Source organism: Paenibacillus sp. J22R56 (assembly GCF_056269375.1).
In genome coordinates this window covers 300,481-319,022 of the sequence record NZ_JBWDNV010000008.1, presented here as the reverse complement: position 1 = coordinate 319,022, position 18,542 = coordinate 300,481, and the positions used below count along the sequence as shown (strand labels likewise).

The following is an 18,542-nucleotide window of genomic DNA, read 5'->3' as shown; positions in this document are numbered from 1 at the left end:
ACCTCAATGAACCATTCGTGAAACAGAGAGATAACCCTGCAAAAACTTTTTTGAAATTCTTTTCATAACGATGTCGATCTTCACTTTGCTCGTTCGTTGTTATAGTAAGAAGCGCAAAAACAATCGTTAGGGGAGATACAAAATGAATACTGTAATGTCAAAGGACGGCACCAGGATTGCTTATGATAAAACCGGGCGTGGTCCAGCGCTCATACTGGTAGCGGGGGCGTTTAGCTATCGGAAGTTTCCGGGTCAAGTTGAGCTTGCTCAAGCTTTGTCTAAGCAATACACCGTCTACAACTATGACCGCCGTGGCCGCGGCGACAGCGGCGATGCCTCGTCTTATGCGATTGAACGTGAGATCGAGGACCTGAATGCCATCATTCAGGAAGCAGGTGGTTCCGCCTATGTCTGGGGATTATCCTCCGGTGCGGTGCTTGCACTGCAGGCGGCAGCGAGTGGATCCAGCATTACGAAGCTCGCGCTGCATGAGCCGCCGTTTATTGTTCAAGCCTCGGATCCCAAACCGCCGAGTGATTTTACCGAATATGTCGAGAAGTTAATTGCTGCTGATCGGCGCGCCGAAGCCATCAAATATTTTATGACCAAGGGTATGGGGGCACCTTCCTTCGTTATTCCGTTAATGAGGATCATGCCAGGAGTGTGGTCGAGGCTGATGGCTGTTGCACATACTTTGCCTTATGATGCGGCCTTGCTCAAAGGTTATGTTGGTGGTCAATCGCTGCCTCGGGAAAAATGGAAGGCCGTGACGATGCCAACGCTTGTGCTGGAAGGCACAGAGAGTCCAGCAACGCTGCGCCATGCTGCGCAGGAAACGGCCGAAGTACTGCCGAATGCACAGCTCATCAGCAAAAAGGGGCTTGGCCATACGAAGAAGCTGCATACCACTATGGTGTCGCAGGAGCTCATGTCATTTTTCGCAGTCTAAATTATATAAACCAGGAGGTTATGGATATGAGATTTATGATGATTGTAAAAGCAACAACGGATTCGGAAGCGGGCGTTCTGCCAAGCCAGGAGCTAATCGATGCGATGCAAAAATATAACGAAGAGCTGGTGAAAGCAGGTGTTCTGCTGGCCGCCGATGGATTGATGTCGAGTGCAAGTGGTATCCGGATATCGTATCCGGAGCCTGGAGGGAAGCCGAAGGTGGTAGATGGTCCGTTCACCGAAGCGAAAGAAATGATAGCCGGGTATACGCTCATCGAAGTGAAATCAAGAGAAGAGGCCATTGAGTGGGCGCTTCGTATGCCGGACCCACATGGCTTCGGACAAGGTGAGATTGAGCTTCGCCAAGTATTCGAGTTTGAGGAACTTATGGAAGACCCCGCATCACGAGCTAAGGAAGAAGCTCTTCGCAAGCAGGTAGATGAGCTTAAAAAGGCGTGAGCGCCTCCCAAACCCATCGCACCATTGATACGATCTGGCGTATGGAGTCGGCGAAGCTGATTGCCGGATTAGTACGGATGGTGAGAGATGTGGGGCTTGCAGAGGATTTGGCTCAGGATGCCTTGGTTATCGCACTTGATCGTTGGCCGGAGTCCGGCATCCCTGACAATCCGGGGGCTTGGCTCATGACCACGGCGAAGCGCCGGGCTATTGATTTGCTGCGGCGTAACAAGCTTCGTGATCAGAAATATGTCGAAATAGCCCGGGAAATAGATTTATATACAGAAGACGATATCGATCGTGCCTTGGATGGAGAGATCGAGGATGATCTCCTCCGTTTGATTTTCATGACCTGTCATCCCGTGTTATCACAGGATGCCAGAGTTGCTCTAACCCTTCGCTTGTTATGCGGGCTGACGACCGATGAGATTGCACGTTCTTTTCTAACGGCGGAATCAACGGTTGCCCAGCGGATTGTCCGGGCGAAAAGGACGTTAAATGCAGAGAAAGTCCCCTTTGAGGTACCGGTGGGCAAAGAGCTGGCGGAACGATTGTCCGCTGTGCTTGAGGTCATCTATCTCATGTTTAACGAAGGGTATTCCGCAACCTCCGGACAGAATTGGACACGCCCGCTGCTCTGCCAGGAGGCGCTTAGACTAGGACGTATCCTTGCCGCCATTGCACCAGGTGAACCGGAGGTTCATGGACTAGTTGCCTTAATGGAAATCCAATCTTCACGACTCCGAACACGGATTAATGCAAAAGGGGAACCTGTGCTTCTCATGGATCAGAACCGGGCGCAGTGGGATCAATTACTTATCCGCCGTGGGCTTACTGCCTTAGAACATGCGCGGAAGCTGGGACGAACGCTTGGTCCGTATGCGATTCAGGCTTCCATCACGGCTTGCCATGCGGTGGCTCGTACCCCGTCCGAAACGGAATGGATTCGAATTGCCGCCCTATATGAAGCGCTGCTCAGAATAACGCCTTCACCTATTGTGGAGTTAAACCGTGCTGTCGCCATCGCAATGGCATTTGGTCCTGCCTATGGACTGCAGCTTGTCGATGAGTTGTACGGGGAGCCTTCGCTGCAAGGCTATCATCTGCTTCCAAGCGTTCGGGGTGATCTATTGGAGAAGCTGGGACGTTTGGAAGAAGCCCGTACCGAGTTTGAACGTGCTGCTGCCATGACTCGTAATGAGCAGGAGCGAACGTTATTGCAGAAGCGCGCAGCAGCATGCTTGCAGGAAGGAGGATAGCCATTATGCGATATATGCTCATGGTGAAGGCAAATGGATATACCGAGGCAAGAGTGAAACCAAGCGAGGAACATAACGCCGCCGTGCTTGCGTATAAGCACTCTCTGGCTGAGGCAGGTGTACTGCTTGCCGCCGAGGAGCTTCGGCCAAGCTCAGCAGGGATACGGATTACGTATGCAAAGGGCAGCGAAAAGCCGGAGGTTTTGGCGGGACCTTTTCCAATCGATCCGGCGCTTGTTGCGGAGTTTACGTTGATTAATGTCGATACGGAAGAAGAGGCACTCGACTGGGCGATGCTTATGCCAATTCCAGCAGAACGTGGTGCTTCCTATGCGATTGAACTACGAAGGCTGGAGGATAAGAAGGAGAATTCGCGTGATCCAAAGCTGTTCACGCTGGAGGCTGAATTAAAAGATTATCTTCGATTGTAGTTTCAAGGCTTATGCTTACAGTTGACGGGCAATTATGATAGCATAGAGCTTGGCAATTACTCTAATTTAGGGAGTGTTATAGTTAATGATTAATCAACTTGGACAAGTGATGTTGTACGTGAATGACCAGCAGAAGGCAAAGGAATTCTGGACAGAGAAAGTTGGCTTTAAAGTTGTTGCTGAGGAAGAAGCAATGGGCCAGAAATGGATTGAGCTTGCTCCCGAAGGCGCACAAACATCGATCATTCTCCATGATAAAGAAGTAGTTGCCAAAATGTCGATGGGAGTAAACCTTGGCACGCCTTCGCTCATGTTCTTCTCCGACAAGCTGGATGAACTGTATAGCGAATTCAAGAATAAGAACGTTAAAGTCGGAGAACTGGTAGAACTACCTTTCGGACGAGTATTTAACTTTGCTGATGAGGAAGATAACTACTTCGCCGTGATGGAAAGAAAATAAATCAATGACAGGCCCTGATGATCATGTAGATCATCAGGGCTTTTTTATTTGGCATAAGCAAGCAACTTCTGATCCCCCTATCACGTTTTAGGTGTAGGTGAGTAGGGGAGGAATGACTGATGAAAATAAGCATGATTACTATACTGTTCATTGTTATATTGCTATCTGGCTGCGGCAACGGAAACGATACGAAAGGCATCAACAATGCTAATGGCGTCACAAGTGCTCAAGGTACTGAAGATAAGCTAAAGCAATCAAACGACACGGTCACAAGCAGAGATGCAAGCTGGCCTTTTAATAAAATGATCAAATTTCAAGACAGAATTTATGTTGGGTCGGATGAAAAAGTAGAGTCGGTAGACGGCAAGATCGGTTCGATCAAGCAGCTTCTAACGGAAGAGGCCTATCACGAGGATGATGAAACGTCCAACTACTATAAAGAGGGGACGGGACTCTATCACATAACAGGCGTTCCTGTCGAATCCGCCATTGCGGTCGAGGCGGCGCCAGGCCAATATGTGAGAGCAGTACCTGTTCAGGACATGCTTGGAGGAGGAGAAGGAGAAGGAGAAGGAGAAGGAGAAGGAGAAGGAGACTGAGCTGAAAATCTCAGAATCATATGTATTATCGGAAGGGAGTATTCTTCAATTGAAATCTCGCAAAAGATTATTTCTTCTGTCAGCCCTATTCATTATTGCTCTATTTCTCGCTTTTAGGCCATGGGATTACTATCATTTAGCAACAGAAGGTATGGCTGCGATTGCCAATAATACAGAAGATTATACGGACCAGAATGGTCAACTGATAAAAGGACAATATTCTGTAGTCATTGACTTGTCTGATCTAGAGAGCAATGTCGGGAAAGAACTGTACAACGATGGTACAAACAAGATTGTTGTCTTGTCAGTTGATAATACAGGTAATGCTAATTCTGGAGGATACCGAATTAGTTTTAGATCAAAGGGGACCTATTCTTACAAAGGTGCGTCATTAATTTCTGGCGTTCAGCACAAAACCGTCTCCGAACATTCGTTTACTATGGATATGTCAGCGAAGATGACTGCCATCTATAAGAACAAGCACTACGAGAGTTCGTTGTTCGGGACAGGTGGAATCAATTATAAAGATGGAGATGATTTTGCCTTTTATATCTTCCCATCCGAAGCCTATGAGCAAGAAATATCGTTACAGGAAACGGGTATCGTTGAACTGACTGTAACGAATCTTTATAAAAATAGTTGGAGCAAGAAGTAGCCGGTCCTGGCATGTATCCACCATCCCTACTCCGATAAGACCCTGCCAGGGTCTTATTCCGTATATCTAGGCTGCTTTTGGACTGGATAAGACCCTCGTAGGGTCTTATTGACTTGCAACTGGCCAGATTCAGGACGATATTCCGCCATTTCTCTCTGATAAGACCCTGCCAGGGTCTTATCTCGTTTATCCAACCTTCTTTCGCATGAGATAAGACCCTCGCAGGGTCTTATTTCCATATACCTGCTAAACAACTCCCACCAAATATCACATCATTTACCTCATGTCAGCAATCTCACCAATCTCCTCCACTCATCAAGTTTAACCCCCCTTGAAGTATGGTCATAATGGGAAGGATAGACATTCATCCAGGGGGTTGCTTACTTATGTCTCGGAAAAATCGTTCAAGCTCCAATGACAACAATAAGATGCCCGTGTACGCTGATATCTCCATAGATCCTACTGTTGAACTTAATTTACATCGACTGAAGCATGATCTTGGCGGCAGCGACGATCTGATAATGCGGGAAATCCGTTATGATGGCATGAGGTTTGCATCCGCAGCGGTTGTGTATATCGACGGGCTGTCTAATGCGATGGCTATTAATCAATATATTTATGATGTATTGGACTATTCTTTATCTCATCATCATGCGGAAAACCCCTCTTCTGTTGATGCCGCTGGTTTGGCGAAAAAGCTGATAAGCGGGATGGGGGCAATCAGCACCGTATCGGAGATGGCCACTCTTTATAAGAACCTGTTGTCAGGCCAAGCCATTATATTACTTGCGGGACAAAAGATCGCATATTGTGCGGATATCCGCGAATGGAAGGGCCGTGACGTCACGGAGTCGACGAACCAGACTTCTATTCGTGGACCCCGGGAAAGCTTCACCGAGACGCTCCGCACCAACACTTCCCTTATCAGGAGAAAAATTAAAGATCCAAGACTTTGGCTCGAGACCGTAACGATAGGCCAAGTTACAAAAACAGATGTGACCTTGATGTATCTGAACGGAGTGGTCAAGCCTTCTGTTCTTCAAGCGGTCCGCTCGAGGCTTAGCAAGATCGAGATCGATGGTATTCTAGACAGCGGATATATCGAAGAACTGATTGAGGATGGCAGATGGTCTCTGTTCCCCACGGTCTACAATACAGAGCTGCCGGATAGTGCCGCAGGCCAACTGCTCGAAGGGAGAGTAGCTATTCTGGTAGAGGGGACGCCTAACGTCTTAATTGTGCCCACACAGCTTGTAGCCTTTTTTCAATCAACTGAAGATTATTACCAGAGAACGTTCTATGCGAGCTTACTTCGGATTCTCCGGTTTGGGAGCGTCTTTATCTCACTGTTGTTCCCGTCTCTCTATATCGCGATTACAACCTTTCACCGTGATATGCTCCCTGCCTCACTGCTTATTTCGCTGGCTGCCCAACGGGAAGGAGTACCGTTTCCAGCCTTCTTCGAGGCACTCATTATGGAGATTACGTTCGAAATTTTGCGGGAAGCAGGCCTGCGTATGCCGCGTGCGATCGGGCAGGCGGTATCCGTTGTTGGTACGCTCGTAATCGGACAAGCGGCGGTGGAAGCAGGAATTGTATCTGCAGCAATGGTTATTGTCGTATCCATTACCGCGATTTCAACCTTTACGGTACCGGCATATAGCATGTCGATACCGATACGTATTCTGCGTTTTGTTTTCATGGGGGTGGCGGCAAGCTTTGGCCTGTTTGGGATCATCATGGGCTTCTTTGTCCTCATGCTCCATCTGTGTGCTTTGCGTTCCTTCGGAGAGCCGTTTATGGCTCCACTATCGCCATACAAAAAAACGGATATGCAGGACGCCTTGTTCCGTTTGCCAAGATGGCTTTCGTTCAAACGGCCGGATACCTCACTCGAAGCCAACTCGAGCAGAATCCGCAAGAGTTAAGGAGGCATCATCATGCTTTACAAATTTGCCATATCGATGCTGTGCCTCCTGATGCTGACAGGCTGCTGGAGCAGAAGGGAGCTGAACGAGCTTCTGATAGTGCTGGGGATTGGGGTAGATTGGGAGGACGGACACTATCTTGTTTCGTACCAGGTTGTAAACCCAAGCGAGATCTCCAATCAGCAAAAAAGAGGGGATCGTCCGCCGAGCACTCTTTTTCAGGGAAGAGGAAGAACGTTGTTTGAGGCCGCCAGATCGGTAACCACCGAAGCACCACGTAAGGTGTACTTAGGGCATTTGCAAATGTATGTTATCGGTGAGGAAGCAGCAAGAAGAGGCATTAACGAGTTAATAGACGTCTCCGCCCGCGATAATGAAACACGGCTGGATTTCAATATTATTATCGCTAAAGGAAAAAAAGCGGAGGATGTTCTGAAGATTTATACGCCGCTGGAGAAGCTGCCGAGTTACAGCATGCAGCAGTCGCTGCAGACCTCCGAGAAGAATTGGGCGCCAACAATTGCCGTGACGTTAGATGAGGTCATAAATAAACTCTCTTCGCAAGGGAGTGAGCTTGCTTTGACCGGTATACGGATCATTGGCAGCCCTGAAGAAGGACAAACAAAGCAAAACGTAGAGAAATTTTTGCCGCCGAGCCGATTCCGCTATTCGGGTATTGCAGCGTTCAAGAATGATAAGCTCATAGGCTGGCTAAACGAAAGGGAGAGCAGGGGCTATACCGACATTACGAATAATCTGGATAGTACTACGATCGCTATACCATGCGGGGAACAGCGATATTTAGGAGTAGAGGTGACTTCTTCGGATTCAAAAATCAAAACAAAGGTTGTAGACGGAAAACCGGAGGTGCAAGTTGACATCCGGACAGAAGGAAATGTCGTCGAGAGAACATGTGAGGATGTTGACTTATCCAAGCCTGAAACGATCGAGCTATTAGAGGTTAAGACGAAACAAATAATTCTATCCAATATTGAATCTGCCGTTGCACGGGCCAAGGAGATGAAGTCGGATATTTTTGGCTTTGGCACCCAGATGGAGAAGGAGCATCCTGCTTTCTGGAACCAGGTCAAGGATCGTTGGCGCGATGAATATTTTCCGGTAATTAAGGTTGATTACAAGATTCAGATGTATATCCGGAATACCGGCACGGCAATGAATAGCACGATCAGATAAGGAAAGGGGAGCAGCAAGAGATGGCATCCGTATTAGCGGTTCTGGCTCTAGCGGTGGGCACCTTCTGGCTGGAAGCGCCTGGTCTTATCCGCCGGAAGCAATTCCGCGAGTTAGTTATATTCCTTGTGCTTCTTTTGGCGGGAAGTGCATTGTATAGTGCTCTGATGCTTCAAGTGAAGCTCCCCAATCCTTTTATGCTTATCAAATGGATGTACGAATGGACTGGAGGGTCAACAACGTAAAGGGAAAGAGGGAGGTCAGGTATGTCAATTTATAAGAATAGTAAAATATCGGTCAGGCAGTTTTGCATCCTTATCATGATCGGAGCGGTTGGAGATCCGATCCTTATTATGCCTACTATTACGGCGGCCTCCTCCAAGCAGGATGCTTGGCTGTCCATGCTGCTTGCCTTTATTGGCGGGCTTGCCACAGGCGGATTGTTCGCGGCTATTGCCAATAAGCTTCAGCGGGTAAGCTTATATGAAGCGATCAGGCAAAGGCTGGGCGTATGGTTCGGGGGCTTCTTTTTTCTTCTCTTTCTATTTGCCTCATTTATGTGTTGCTTGACCTTGCTTAGCGAGATGAGCCAATTTATGACGATGCAATTGATGCCGGAGACTCCTGTTACGGCAATTATTTTGTTTTTTTTAACGGTCGTTATCATTGCTTACCGGTATGGTATCGAAGCTTATGCAAGAATGGGAGAGCTGCTGTTTCCGGTCTTTATAGGGCTGTTTGTGATGCTTGTTGTCTTCCTGCTGCCCCAAGTGGAATGGTCGAATGTTCAACCGATTATGTCGAAGGGTATCTTTCCGATTATGTTCGGGGCGCTGCCGGCTTATTGTACGGGGTTTGTTGAAATGGTTGTGCTGCTTATGCTTGTTCCGTATGTTGCGGGCAACAGCAAGCTGACGAAACCGATTCTGACGGGCTTTGCAGTAGGAGGCATGGTCTTGTTCCTGATTGTACTCCTCTGTGTTCTTGTACTCGGGCCAAGTCTGATGGAGACCAAGTATTATCCAACCTTTGTTCTCGCCCAGAAAATTATGATCGGTCATTTTCTTGAACGGATAGAGGCAGTCATGGCCTTTTTGTGGATTATTACGGTGTTTTACAAAACCCTGCTTCATTTTTTCACCATTACGACAGGCCTTGCGCAAGTATTTCAACTGCAGGAGAGCAAGATGCTGACCATTCCTCTTGGCATGATTTTGCTGGTTGGAACGGTTGTAGGTACACCAAATATCGTCATTTACAACAAGATCCTGATTGAGTATTATCCGTGGTTTGATCTGACCTTTTTCCTTGTGCTGCCGCTCATTATTCTGATTCTCTTACTTGCGTTCAAGCAGAAAAAGCAGCAGAAAGAGCAACAGCAGCAACAGCAGCAGCAAAATTAGGCGAAGTTTTTTCCAAAAAACTCTTGTTCCTGGCGCGTGAGCATGTTAATATGGGTCTATAAATAATAAAACATGAAATATGAAATATTATAGAGGTGACCCAAATGGCACGCTACAATTCCGAAGAAGAAGTTCTCGCCCATTACGATCCGAAGAAATATCGGACACCAGATGGCTATACAAGTGACATTGCCGTATTCACAATCATTAGCGAGCCGATCGCTCCAAATAAACCGCCGAAGAGGATACTTAAGCTGATGCTGATTCGCCGGGCCCAGCTTGATGGCGAAGGAAACCCGAATATTGAAGGTGGGAAATGGGCGCTGCCAGGAGGGTTTATCGATCCTGAAGAAATTGCTTACGAAGCAGCAAAGCGTGAGCTGTCGGAGGAGACAGGTGTTGAGGGCATTCACATTCAACACTACGGTGTCTATGATAAGCTTGGCCGAGATAAGAGAGGTTGGATTATATCCAACGCCCATTACGCTATCGTCCCAGAAGATTATCTGGAGAAACGTAAAGCAGCAGATGATGCTGAGGATGTTGCCTTGTTCACGATCGAGGAGCTTAAGGAACTGAATCTGGCCTTTGACCACCGTGAAGTCATTCAGGATTCGTACCGAATTATTCGCCAGCATATGCTGCTCTCTACGGTTGCACGCAACTTCCTGCCGCAAGAATTTACATTAAGTGAATTGCAAAGCGTGCTCCTGACTGTCACTGACAGCCCGAAGGTTGCGAAATATTCGACGTTCCGCAATCGTGCAGAGAGACTCCCATTCATCGAAGTTGTAAGGACAGATGGCGAGACAAAAACTACATCAAGAAACTCCAAGCGGCCATCAAATTTGTACCGGTTCAAAGAAGGTGAACCACTGGAGTCCATCTACTTCTAAGGGTATTGTCACAATACCTGTTCTTTTTAGTAATAATATTTCATAAATCATGAAATAAGGAATAAAAGGAGAGATTTTGAGATGACAACAAATAATCTGATCATTACTCCGTTTGATCGGCTGTTCCAAATGCAGGAAATTGGCGGGAAAAGCTCTATTACCGTAAATGAAGTACTGGCTCATGCGGCTGAAGAGCAGCTTACACCAGCAAGCGAAGATACCGATCGAAACCTGCTGCTGGTCATCGATCAGCAGAACAGCTTTATCGAAGGCGGGGATTTAGGCGTACCTGGCTCAGTACAGGACACTGTTAGAATTGGGAAATTTATGTATCAAAATTTGCATAAAATCACACAAATAGCGTTGACGAAAGATGTTCATACACCGCTGCAAATTTTCCATCCTTGCTGGTGGAAGGATCGAAATGGGCAGCATCCGAAGCCTGTAGAAACGGTCATTACAGTCGAGTCGGTTATAAGTGGAGAGTGGACGCCCGTCTTCTCACCGGAAGAGAGCTTAGCTTATCTTCATGAGCTGAAGCGCGGCGGGAAGCGGGAACTCCGAATTTGGCCATATCATTGCCTTGAAGGAACAAGCGGCGTGGAATTCGAGAGCCAATTCATGAATCTTGTCTACTTCCATACTGGAGCAAGAAGAAGCACGCCGGTTATTTTGGCGAAAGGACAGGATCCTTTAAGCGAGATGTACGGAGCGTTCTATCGGGAGGATGGCATAGCAAGTGAAGCCAATCGAGCTTTCCTCGATGGAATGATTGCATATAACAAAATTTATATTGCAGGTCAGGCGTTATCACACTGTGTACTCGATACTTTGAAGCATATCTTGGAGCATCATGCGGCGAACCGGACTTTTACGAGCAGTATTCATCTGTTAATGGATTGTTCCAGCCCGATCCCGGGTACTGAACAACTGACGGAAGCTGCAATCAAAGAGTTAGTTAATCAATATGGCATTCAGCTTGTGGAAGCAGAAGGCTTGAACATATAACATAGCGGAGGTAATGGGAGATGGAGAACATGATGGTTACTACGAAGCAGTATGCGGACGACAGCCTCGCTCTGCATACGGATCTATACCAGGTTAACATGGTGGAGACATACTGGGCAGAGGGGATGAGTGAGCGGAAAGCGGTGTTTGAACTCTTTTTCCGCAAGCTGCCTTTCGGAAATGGCTATGCGATATTCGCTGGACTACAGAAAATTATTGAATATGTGCAGAGCTTTGAATTCTCGGTATCAGATATCGCTTATTTGAAGGATGAGCTTGGTTATGAGGAGGATTTCCTGGAGTACCTTGGGAAGCTACGTTTCAACGGTAAAATAACCTCAATGCGTGAAGGGGAGCTCGTATTTGGTAATGAAGCGATTCTCCGTGTGGAAGGAACGCTGGCGGAAGCTCAATTTATTGAGACTGCGCTGCTCAACATCGTTAATTACCAGACCCTAATTGCAACAAAAGCATCGAGAATCCGCAATGTGATAGGAGAAGACGCGCCGCTGCTCGAGTTCGGAACACGCCGTGCCCATGAGATGGACGCTGCACTGTGGGGTTCGCGGGCAGCCATTATCGGCGGCTGCGATGCGACATCGAATGTACGCTGTGGCAAGCTGTTTGGCGCGAAAGTGTCGGGTACCCATGCACATGCCATGGTGCAGGCGATGCTGGATGAATATGAAGCCTTTCTCCGGTACGCGAGACGCCAGAAGCAGATGAACCGCAAATGTGTGTTCTTAATTGATACGTACGATACGCTTAAATCGGGTATTCATAACGCAATTCGAGTTGTGCAGGAGCTTGATATTAAAGACTTGTTCGAGGGTGTTCGGCTTGATTCGGGCGATCTCGCCTATCTGTCGAAGGAAGTCCGCAAGCTGCTTGATAAAGCGGGCTTCAAGAAGACGAGAATCTACGCGTCGAATGATCTCGATGAATACACGATTATGAATCTTCAATCGCAAGGGGCTGTTATTGATGCATGGGGAATTGGTACAAAGCTCATAACCGCGTATGATCAGCCGGCTTTAGGTGCAGTCTATAAAATTGTGGCGATTGAAGATGAAACTGGAAATATGGTCGATACGATCAAAATTTCGGGTAATCCAGAGAAAGTGACAACACCGGGCATTAAGAAGTTATACCGGATTATTAATCTGGTGAATCAACGTTCGGAAGGCGATTATATCGCGCTGGAGGACGAGAAGCCGCAGGAGGAAGGACGTCTGAAGATGTTCCATCCTGTCTACACTTATATCAGCAAATTCGTGACGAATTATGAGGCGAGGGAGCTTCATGCGGAAATTTTCGTAGATGGCAAGCTGGTCTACGAGCTGCCGCAGCTGTACGAGGTGCAGGCTTATGCGAAGGGGAATCTGGGGCTTCTGTGGGACGAATACAAGCGTAATCAGAATCCAGAAGCTTATCCGGTTGATCTAAGCCAGCGCTGCTGGGATAACAAAATGAATCTCATTCATGCGATGAAGGAGAAGGCGGAAGGAGTGGCAAAAGGCCAATGACAGTGAGCAAAGCCCCGCGGAAAATCGGCATTTACGGCTCATCGTTTGACCCGATTACGAATGTACATTTATGGACTGCTTCAACAGTAGCACATCGCAAAAGCTTGGATCTCGTTATTTTTCTTCCTTCCTCAAGCATGAGGCATGACAAGAAGACAAGTACAACCGATGAGCATCGGGTGAACATGATTAATCTCGCGATCGGTGACAATCCGAAGTTCGTTATGGATCCGTATGAGCTGAACGTACTAGCAGGCATGCAGTATACGTTCCATACGATGCGGCATTTTCGTGAGAAATACCCGGAGGATGAGCTTTATTTTATTATGGGAGCCGACCTTCTGGTCGATATTTCGGAGGGCAAATGGTCGCATGAGAAAGAATTGATTGAGGAAAATAAGTTTATCATAATGGCACGTAATGGCATTGATATGACGGAAGCGATATCCCGTTCGCCATTGCTCCGTAATCATGATGATGGCCGTTTCCAACTAATGAGCAAAGGGCTAGCGATGGAGATCAGTTCGACCTATATCCGGGATGAGTTCGGACGAGGCGGGGAGCCAAGATATTTGCTGCCGGATGCTTGTTATGACTATATTAAGAAGAATGGTTTGTACCGCAATTAACCAAAATTGAAGGAGGCGCATGGTGATGACCTTGCAGCAACAGATTATTGATAAATTGGGTGTAAAGGCACAAATTGATGCACAGGAAGAGATTCGGAAAACAATTAATTTTATTAAGGACTACATGGTATTCGCGAGAAAAGCAGCGCTTGTACTTGGTATTTCGGGCGGACAAGATTCGACACTTGCCGGCAAGCTTTGCCAAATGGCTGTTGATGAATTGAATGATGAATCGGGAGAAAAGACCTACCGTTTTATCCCTGTCCGCTTACCTTACGGCAATCAAAAGGATGAGCAGGATGCGCAGGATGCGATTGCTTTTATTGGTGCGGATGGCTTTATTACGATCAATATTAAAGCAGCAGTAGATGCGGGAATGGCGGAATATGAAGCACGGACAGGGAAGAAATTAAGCGACTTTACGAAGGGTAATCGGAAGGCCAGAGAGCGGATGATCGCACAGTTTGAGATCGCTGCAGAAGAGAATGGGCTGGTCATTGGAACGGATCATGCGGCCGAGGCGATTACTGGCTTTTACACGAAATTTGGCGACGGTGCGGCGGATCTGACGCCACTCTACCGACTGAACAAACGGCAAGGAAGACAACTCCTGAAGGAGCTTGGCTGCCCGGAGCATCTCTACCTGAAGACACCTACTGCCGACCTGGAAGAAAATAAGCCGCAGCTCTCTGATGAAGTGGCGCTTGGTGTGACCTATGACGATATCGATAACTACTTGGAGGGCAAGGAAATCGCGGAGGAGGATCGTCAAAAGATCGAAAATTGGTACACTCGTACAATTCATAAACGGGAGCAGCCAGTAACGGTATTTGATGATTGGTGGAAGGTTGTTGCTGATAAATAAGAGGGTGAAAAACGAAGTCTGTCCCAGTTAATGGGGCAGGCTTTTTTGTTAGGAATAAGGGGATTTAATATATAGTCCATTAATACTAAATGAAAATAATTGTAAGTGATTGTTTTTATTTTCTGAAATATCTGCTATTCTACTGTTGATCTTGATCAGCTAATGGATTGGGGAGTGAATCATTTTGAAACCGGTTACAGTGTATGATATTGCCAAGGAAGCTAATGTATCGGTTGCAACGGTGTCTCGCGTTTTGAACAACACCGCCCCTGTGAAAAAGTCTACGAGAGATCGCATTGTAGAATTGATGAACAAGTACCAGTTTCAACCTAATGCATTAGCTCGAAGTTTGTCGAAGAAGGAAACAGGGATGATCGGCATTATTTTGCCGGACATTACGAATCCTTTCTTTCCGGCTGTACTTGCCGGGCTTGAGCAGGAGGCGAGGAGCAAGGGTTACACGTTCTTTCTATGCGATACGGTGTCGACGAACGGGGATTCGAAGGAGCAATATGAACGTGAATCACAATATCTCAGCCTGCTGATTGAGAAGCAGGTAGACGGTATTGTTATGATTGGCGGACGAATTAATCTAGCGAGACCTAGCGAAGCTATGGTAACCGAAGTGGTTGATATAAGCAAACGTGTGCCAACTCTGCTTATTAACGGTCATTTGCCAGGTCAGAATATCCATTCAATCTGTGTGGATGAACGCGAGGGAGGGGAGCTCGCTACGCAGCATCTGATTGACCTTGGTCATAGGGATATTGGATTCATTGGCGGCTACCAGAGCATGGCGAACTCGATCCACCGTGTGCAAGGTTTTGTGAAGACGATGGAGAAGAATGGGCTTAAAGTGCGCAAGGAATGGATTCTTGATGGCGGCTTTTCCGTTGAGAAGGGGAAGCTGTTTATGAATCATCTTCTTAGTCTGCCCGAGCGGCCTACTGCGTTATTTTGCGCGAATGATCTTGTAGCCATTGGTGCGCTTAAGGCGGCTTATAATGCTGGTCTTCGTGTGCCGGAAGACTTATCTTTAGTTGGCTTTGACGATGTTCCATATGCGTCGAACAGCATACCCGAGTTAACAACGGTCTCTCTCAAATGTTATGACGTAGGCAAATCTGCAGCCGAACATTTGCATCAGATGATTACGAAAAATAAGGTGAGCCGAAAGACCAAGATCAGGCCGGAGCTTGTCATAAGAGAGTCGACAGCCCCTCCAAAAGGACTAAATTGAAGTTCTAGAAAAATATTTCAAAAAACTAATTGACAACGCTTTCAATTGTGATTTATTATCAAGGTGTCAAGTAATCCACTGTCCGAACAAAAAATGAAACCCGTTTCAATGTAACCGGCTATCATCATATTTTTCCCAAAGAATGCACGTAAGAATACCGTAATCAAAAACAATTATTGTTTTGTCGGATCTAATGTGTATTTTATTTTAACCAAAAATGAAACGGGTTTCATGAAACGGGATACATAGCAATAGATCGGGGGTTATCTCATGAGCTTAGATACACAGGCAATATCGGCTGTTCAATTCGAAGCTAGTGCAGTACGCATACATGGAGAGCCAAAGTTCTTGCTTAGCGCATCGCTCTTTTATTTCCGAATTCCAAGGTTGCTTTGGAAGGAAAGAATGGAACAGTTGAAGGCTTATGGCTATAACAGTATCGATGTATATTTTCCATGGAACTACCACGAGCTGAGAGAAGGCGAATGGGATTTCGCAGAAGAGCGGGATGTTGAAGCTTTCTTGTCCGCTGCAAGCGACGCAGGACTTTGGGTAATCGCTAGACCGGGACCATACATTTGCTCGGAGTGGGATGGCGGCGCACTGCCAGCGTACCTGCAAGCTCAAGGAATTGAGATTCGCCAGAATGATCCGGTGTTTCTCAGTCGAGTAGCCGCTTGGTTCGACCGCATTATACCTCTTCTAAAGGCTTATCAAGCCGGCGAAGGCGGAACCGTTATAGCGGTTCAACTCGATAATGAGCTGGACTTCTACGATTGCAAGGATCCAAAAGGTTATATCGGCGCCTTACGTGATTTGACCCTAAGCCATGGCATTACAGTTCCGCTGTTCGCATGTGCTGGTCAAGGAGGTTTGCTGCAGGCAGCTGGAATTGCCGATGGCGTTGCTCCAACCTGCAACTTTTACCCGGATAACCGAGATCCTGAATTCGAGCAGAAAGTTCTTCATTACGGAGGAATCATGGAGGAGCTTGGGTATCCGCTGCTCGTTACGGAGACGAACAGAGCACATTACCTGCTTCGCCGCTTGATGGGATGTGGTGCCAAGCTTCTTGGTCCTTATCTTCAGGTATCAGGCACGGACTTCGGATTCACGAATGCGACGAATAACTGGGGTAAGCCGCTTGCTTTCATGACATCCGATTATGACTTCGGAGGAATGATTTCGCCGGAAGGACATATTCGGGCCGAAGCATATGAGGGACGGCTGCTTGGCCGATTGATTGAGACTTATGGCATAAAGCTGGCTGAGGCAAAAGCAGTTGGAGCAGTTGGTGATCTTCAAGAAAACATCGCTGGCCCTTATGCACTGGAACTGAAGGACGGCGGAAAGTTGTTGTTCTTCACCAATCTGGATGACCAGGATAAAGAGATTTCTCTTGGTGATGGCACCTTTACCTTACATGGTGGACGATCACTTGCATTACCGTTGCAGCTTCCGCTCACAAGCTGGGGAATGGAAGGGACGCTTGAGCAATCGACGGCCGAACTGTACTTCGCAAAATCTGCTGCAGGTAAGCTGAGTCTAGCATTCCATACAGAGGGTACAGGACAAATTCAGTTAAGTATTGAGGCAGCTGAGTTTGAAGCAGAAGGTTGTTTGGTTGAGCAGCAGGATGGCCGACTAATTATCAGCTTCAATGGTGAAACGGATGCGGTATGCCGCGTGAAAGATCATACAGGAAGTCTTCTGACGGTAGTCATACAAGATAGATCTAAAGCGCTTTATATGGTTGAAATGGATGAAGAAGGATTAACAATCCTTGATTCACTGGAGAACAATCTGGTGAAGGAAGAGCAAGCCGTTAAAAACTGGCTGCTTAGCAGCTTTGATGCAGCAGAGCCAATGACATCTACAGAGGCCCGGCAGTCTAGTGAGCATGCTTCATACTTGGAGCAAAAAGGGATCTATAGAGGTTACGCATGGTATGAAGCGTTGGTTCCACCTCATAGTGAGAACGAAGTGCTAGGAGTACTCATTAAGAACGGCAGTGATGTCCTATCGCTTTATGCGGATGGTACCTACCTAGGGACGATCGTACCGGGCGGCAGCAGCAGTTACCTTCCATTAACGGGAGGGCTGGAGCAAGGAAAGGTGCTTGCACGGACTGAGATATGGGGCCACTCGAACTTTGATGATTCCAGATTGCCAGGCTTACGGCTCCATGCAATGAAAGGGCTTACAGGAATGTCGCTTGTAACGAAGCAGCATGATCTCAGCCGCAATTGGAGTGTGTACCGGGCCACGGATCGCATCCTGCGAGAGGAGCTCACGGCCGAAACCGATCGGAAGTTATGGCCTGTTGTGAACTTAGGCGGCTGGTTATCACCAGATCATCCGGCATTTGAATATTACCGGAAGAGCTTTATTCCGGGAGACGAAGCAAACAGCTGGACGCTTTATTTTGAAGGAATGCAATCGACGGCTCAGGTTTATGTAGACGGTACATTCGCAGGGGATGTCAATCCGTTTGATCCTTATCTTGATCTGTCACCGTACCTAACGGCTGGACAGACGGCGGAACTAGCGATATTCCTTGAGAGAGTTATCGGTCTTCCTCCAGGAAGAAGAGCGATCATGTACGAAGGTATCCAAGCATCGAATTGGACCATCAGTGGAGCAGAAGAGCCAGAGCTTCTGGCACATGCTGAAGCAGCACGGACGCAGGGACTTGAGGTCGAGCTGCCGCTGCAACTAGAGCCGGGTCAAACGGCTTGGCTGTACGGAGCGGTATCGAATTCAGAGAACGGTGCCGGCTGGCATGCAAATGTTTCAGGCTCAGGCCTTAAGCTGACCGTGTTTTTCGAAGGACATCTTGTTGGACGTATTTGGACACCTTCTGAGGAGGGACGGCCAGTCTTAACCGGAGGCGATCCGCATTCTGTATATCTGCCAGGTGTATGGTTCGATAAGAAGGAAGGCGAGATTGCAATCTTTTTGGAAGCAGTCGATCAAGCTGGACCTTGCAAGCTGGAAGCGATAACGCTTCAACCGGTGTAGTCAGAATTAATGCTTAAGATG

At 47.4% G+C, this 18,542-nt stretch carries 18 protein-coding genes; all 18 read left to right on the top strand.

Going from position 1 to position 18,542, the window contains the following annotated elements; genetic code table 11:
• Nucleotides 1–142: 142 nt before the first annotated feature.
• The 18 genes from AC0YNT_RS20515 (at nucleotide 143) to AC0YNT_RS20430 (ending at nucleotide 18,521) form a co-directional block, all read left to right on the top strand.
• Complete coding sequence (locus AC0YNT_RS20515) at nucleotides 143–949, top strand: alpha/beta fold hydrolase (RefSeq protein WP_475806305.1); 807 nt, start codon at nucleotides 143–145, stop codon at nucleotides 947–949.
• Between the two features lie 26 nt (nucleotides 950–975).
• Nucleotides 976–1,410, top strand: a complete 435-nt coding sequence (locus AC0YNT_RS20510) for a YciI family protein (RefSeq protein ID WP_475806304.1) — start codon at nucleotides 976–978, stop codon at nucleotides 1,408–1,410.
• Nucleotides 1,407–2,669: an RNA polymerase sigma factor gene (locus AC0YNT_RS20505; protein ID WP_475806303.1), complete on the top strand. Its 1,263-nt coding sequence runs from the start codon at nucleotides 1,407–1,409 to the stop codon at nucleotides 2,667–2,669. The genes AC0YNT_RS20510 and AC0YNT_RS20505 overlap by 4 nt, the downstream gene beginning before the upstream one ends.
• A gap of 5 nt (nucleotides 2,670–2,674) precedes the next feature.
• Complete coding sequence (locus AC0YNT_RS20500; RefSeq protein ID WP_475806302.1) at nucleotides 2,675–3,100, top strand: YciI family protein; 426 nt, start codon at nucleotides 2,675–2,677, stop codon at nucleotides 3,098–3,100.
• A gap of 85 nt (nucleotides 3,101–3,185) precedes the next feature.
• Nucleotides 3,186–3,560 carry a VOC family protein gene (locus AC0YNT_RS20495; protein WP_475806301.1) on the top strand — a complete coding sequence of 125 codons (375 nt, stop codon included), beginning with the start codon at nucleotides 3,186–3,188 and terminating at the stop codon, nucleotides 3,558–3,560.
• Nucleotides 3,561–3,679: 119 nt separating this feature from the next.
• Nucleotides 3,680–4,159, top strand: a complete 480-nt coding sequence (locus tag AC0YNT_RS20490) for a hypothetical protein (protein ID WP_475806300.1) — start codon at nucleotides 3,680–3,682, stop codon at nucleotides 4,157–4,159.
• Between the two features lie 49 nt (nucleotides 4,160–4,208).
• Nucleotides 4,209–4,814: a hypothetical protein gene (locus AC0YNT_RS20485; RefSeq protein ID WP_475806299.1), complete on the top strand. Its 606-nt coding sequence runs from the start codon at nucleotides 4,209–4,211 to the stop codon at nucleotides 4,812–4,814.
• Between the two features lie 386 nt (nucleotides 4,815–5,200).
• Nucleotides 5,201–6,742 carry a spore germination protein gene (locus AC0YNT_RS20480; protein WP_475806298.1) on the top strand — a complete coding sequence of 514 codons (1,542 nt, stop codon included), beginning with the start codon at nucleotides 5,201–5,203 and terminating at the stop codon, nucleotides 6,740–6,742.
• A 12-nt stretch (nucleotides 6,743–6,754) separates the two neighbouring features.
• On the top strand, nucleotides 6,755–7,936 hold the full coding sequence (locus AC0YNT_RS20475; RefSeq protein ID WP_475806297.1) for a Ger(x)C family spore germination protein: 1,182 nt from the start codon (nucleotides 6,755–6,757) through the stop codon (nucleotides 7,934–7,936).
• Between the two features lie 20 nt (nucleotides 7,937–7,956).
• Complete coding sequence (locus tag AC0YNT_RS20470) at nucleotides 7,957–8,178, top strand: hypothetical protein (protein WP_475806296.1); 222 nt, start codon at nucleotides 7,957–7,959, stop codon at nucleotides 8,176–8,178.
• Nucleotides 8,179–8,199: 21 nt separating this feature from the next.
• Nucleotides 8,200–9,336, top strand: a complete 1,137-nt coding sequence (locus tag AC0YNT_RS20465) for a GerAB/ArcD/ProY family transporter (RefSeq protein WP_475806295.1) — start codon at nucleotides 8,200–8,202, stop codon at nucleotides 9,334–9,336.
• Nucleotides 9,337–9,440: 104 nt separating this feature from the next.
• Complete coding sequence (locus AC0YNT_RS20460; protein WP_475806294.1) at nucleotides 9,441–10,232, top strand: NUDIX domain-containing protein; 792 nt, start codon at nucleotides 9,441–9,443, stop codon at nucleotides 10,230–10,232.
• Nucleotides 10,233–10,313: 81 nt separating this feature from the next.
• Nucleotides 10,314–11,240 (top strand): cysteine hydrolase family protein, encoded by a 927-nt coding sequence (locus AC0YNT_RS20455; RefSeq protein ID WP_475806293.1) that lies wholly within the window; start codon nucleotides 10,314–10,316, stop codon nucleotides 11,238–11,240.
• 29 nt (nucleotides 11,241–11,269) lie between these two features.
• Nucleotides 11,270–12,766 carry a nicotinate phosphoribosyltransferase gene (locus AC0YNT_RS20450; RefSeq protein ID WP_475806292.1) on the top strand — a complete coding sequence of 499 codons (1,497 nt, stop codon included), beginning with the start codon at nucleotides 11,270–11,272 and terminating at the stop codon, nucleotides 12,764–12,766.
• Nucleotides 12,763–13,395 (top strand): nicotinate-nucleotide adenylyltransferase, encoded by a 633-nt coding sequence (gene nadD / locus AC0YNT_RS20445; protein ID WP_441892297.1) that lies wholly within the window; start codon nucleotides 12,763–12,765, stop codon nucleotides 13,393–13,395. Before AC0YNT_RS20450 ends, nadD begins: the two co-directional genes overlap by 4 nt.
• 25 nt (nucleotides 13,396–13,420) lie before the next feature.
• On the top strand, nucleotides 13,421–14,260 hold the full coding sequence (gene nadE, locus AC0YNT_RS20440) for an ammonia-dependent NAD(+) synthetase (RefSeq protein WP_475806291.1): 840 nt from the start codon (nucleotides 13,421–13,423) through the stop codon (nucleotides 14,258–14,260).
• Between the two features lie 184 nt (nucleotides 14,261–14,444).
• A complete protein-coding gene (locus AC0YNT_RS20435) occupies nucleotides 14,445–15,500 on the top strand; it encodes a LacI family DNA-binding transcriptional regulator (RefSeq protein WP_475806290.1) in 1,056 nt (351 codons plus the stop codon).
• Between the two features lie 270 nt (nucleotides 15,501–15,770).
• Complete coding sequence (locus AC0YNT_RS20430) at nucleotides 15,771–18,521, top strand: beta-galactosidase (RefSeq protein WP_475806289.1); 2,751 nt, start codon at nucleotides 15,771–15,773, stop codon at nucleotides 18,519–18,521.
• Nucleotides 18,522–18,542: the final 21 nt, after the last annotated feature.

What these genes read in the sequence shown, in the direction of transcription:
- AC0YNT_RS20450 (WP_475806292.1), top strand. Translation starts at nt 11,270, where the DNA reads ATGATGGTTACTACGAAGCAGTATGCGGACGACAGCCTCGCTCTGCAT.
- AC0YNT_RS20430 (WP_475806289.1), top strand. Translation starts at nt 15,771, where the DNA reads ATGAGCTTAGATACACAGGCAATATCGGCTGTTCAATTCGAAGCTAGT.
- AC0YNT_RS20465 (WP_475806295.1), top strand. Translation starts at nt 8,200, where the DNA reads ATGTCAATTTATAAGAATAGTAAAATATCGGTCAGGCAGTTTTGCATC.
- AC0YNT_RS20500 (WP_475806302.1), top strand. Translation starts at nt 2,675, where the DNA reads ATGCGATATATGCTCATGGTGAAGGCAAATGGATATACCGAGGCAAGA.
- nadE (WP_475806291.1), top strand. Translation starts at nt 13,421, where the DNA reads ATGACCTTGCAGCAACAGATTATTGATAAATTGGGTGTAAAGGCACAA.
- AC0YNT_RS20515 (WP_475806305.1), top strand. Translation starts at nt 143, where the DNA reads ATGAATACTGTAATGTCAAAGGACGGCACCAGGATTGCTTATGATAAA.
- AC0YNT_RS20460 (WP_475806294.1), top strand. Translation starts at nt 9,441, where the DNA reads ATGGCACGCTACAATTCCGAAGAAGAAGTTCTCGCCCATTACGATCCG.
- AC0YNT_RS20490 (WP_475806300.1), top strand. Translation starts at nt 3,680, where the DNA reads ATGAAAATAAGCATGATTACTATACTGTTCATTGTTATATTGCTATCT.
- AC0YNT_RS20480 (WP_475806298.1), top strand. Translation starts at nt 5,201, where the DNA reads ATGTCTCGGAAAAATCGTTCAAGCTCCAATGACAACAATAAGATGCCC.
- AC0YNT_RS20495 (WP_475806301.1), top strand. Translation starts at nt 3,186, where the DNA reads ATGATTAATCAACTTGGACAAGTGATGTTGTACGTGAATGACCAGCAG.
- AC0YNT_RS20510 (WP_475806304.1), top strand. Translation starts at nt 976, where the DNA reads ATGAGATTTATGATGATTGTAAAAGCAACAACGGATTCGGAAGCGGGC.
- nadD (WP_441892297.1), top strand. Translation starts at nt 12,763, where the DNA reads ATGACAGTGAGCAAAGCCCCGCGGAAAATCGGCATTTACGGCTCATCG.
- AC0YNT_RS20455 (WP_475806293.1), top strand. Translation starts at nt 10,314, where the DNA reads ATGACAACAAATAATCTGATCATTACTCCGTTTGATCGGCTGTTCCAA.
- AC0YNT_RS20470 (WP_475806296.1), top strand. Translation starts at nt 7,957, where the DNA reads ATGGCATCCGTATTAGCGGTTCTGGCTCTAGCGGTGGGCACCTTCTGG.
- AC0YNT_RS20475 (WP_475806297.1), top strand. Translation starts at nt 6,755, where the DNA reads ATGCTTTACAAATTTGCCATATCGATGCTGTGCCTCCTGATGCTGACA.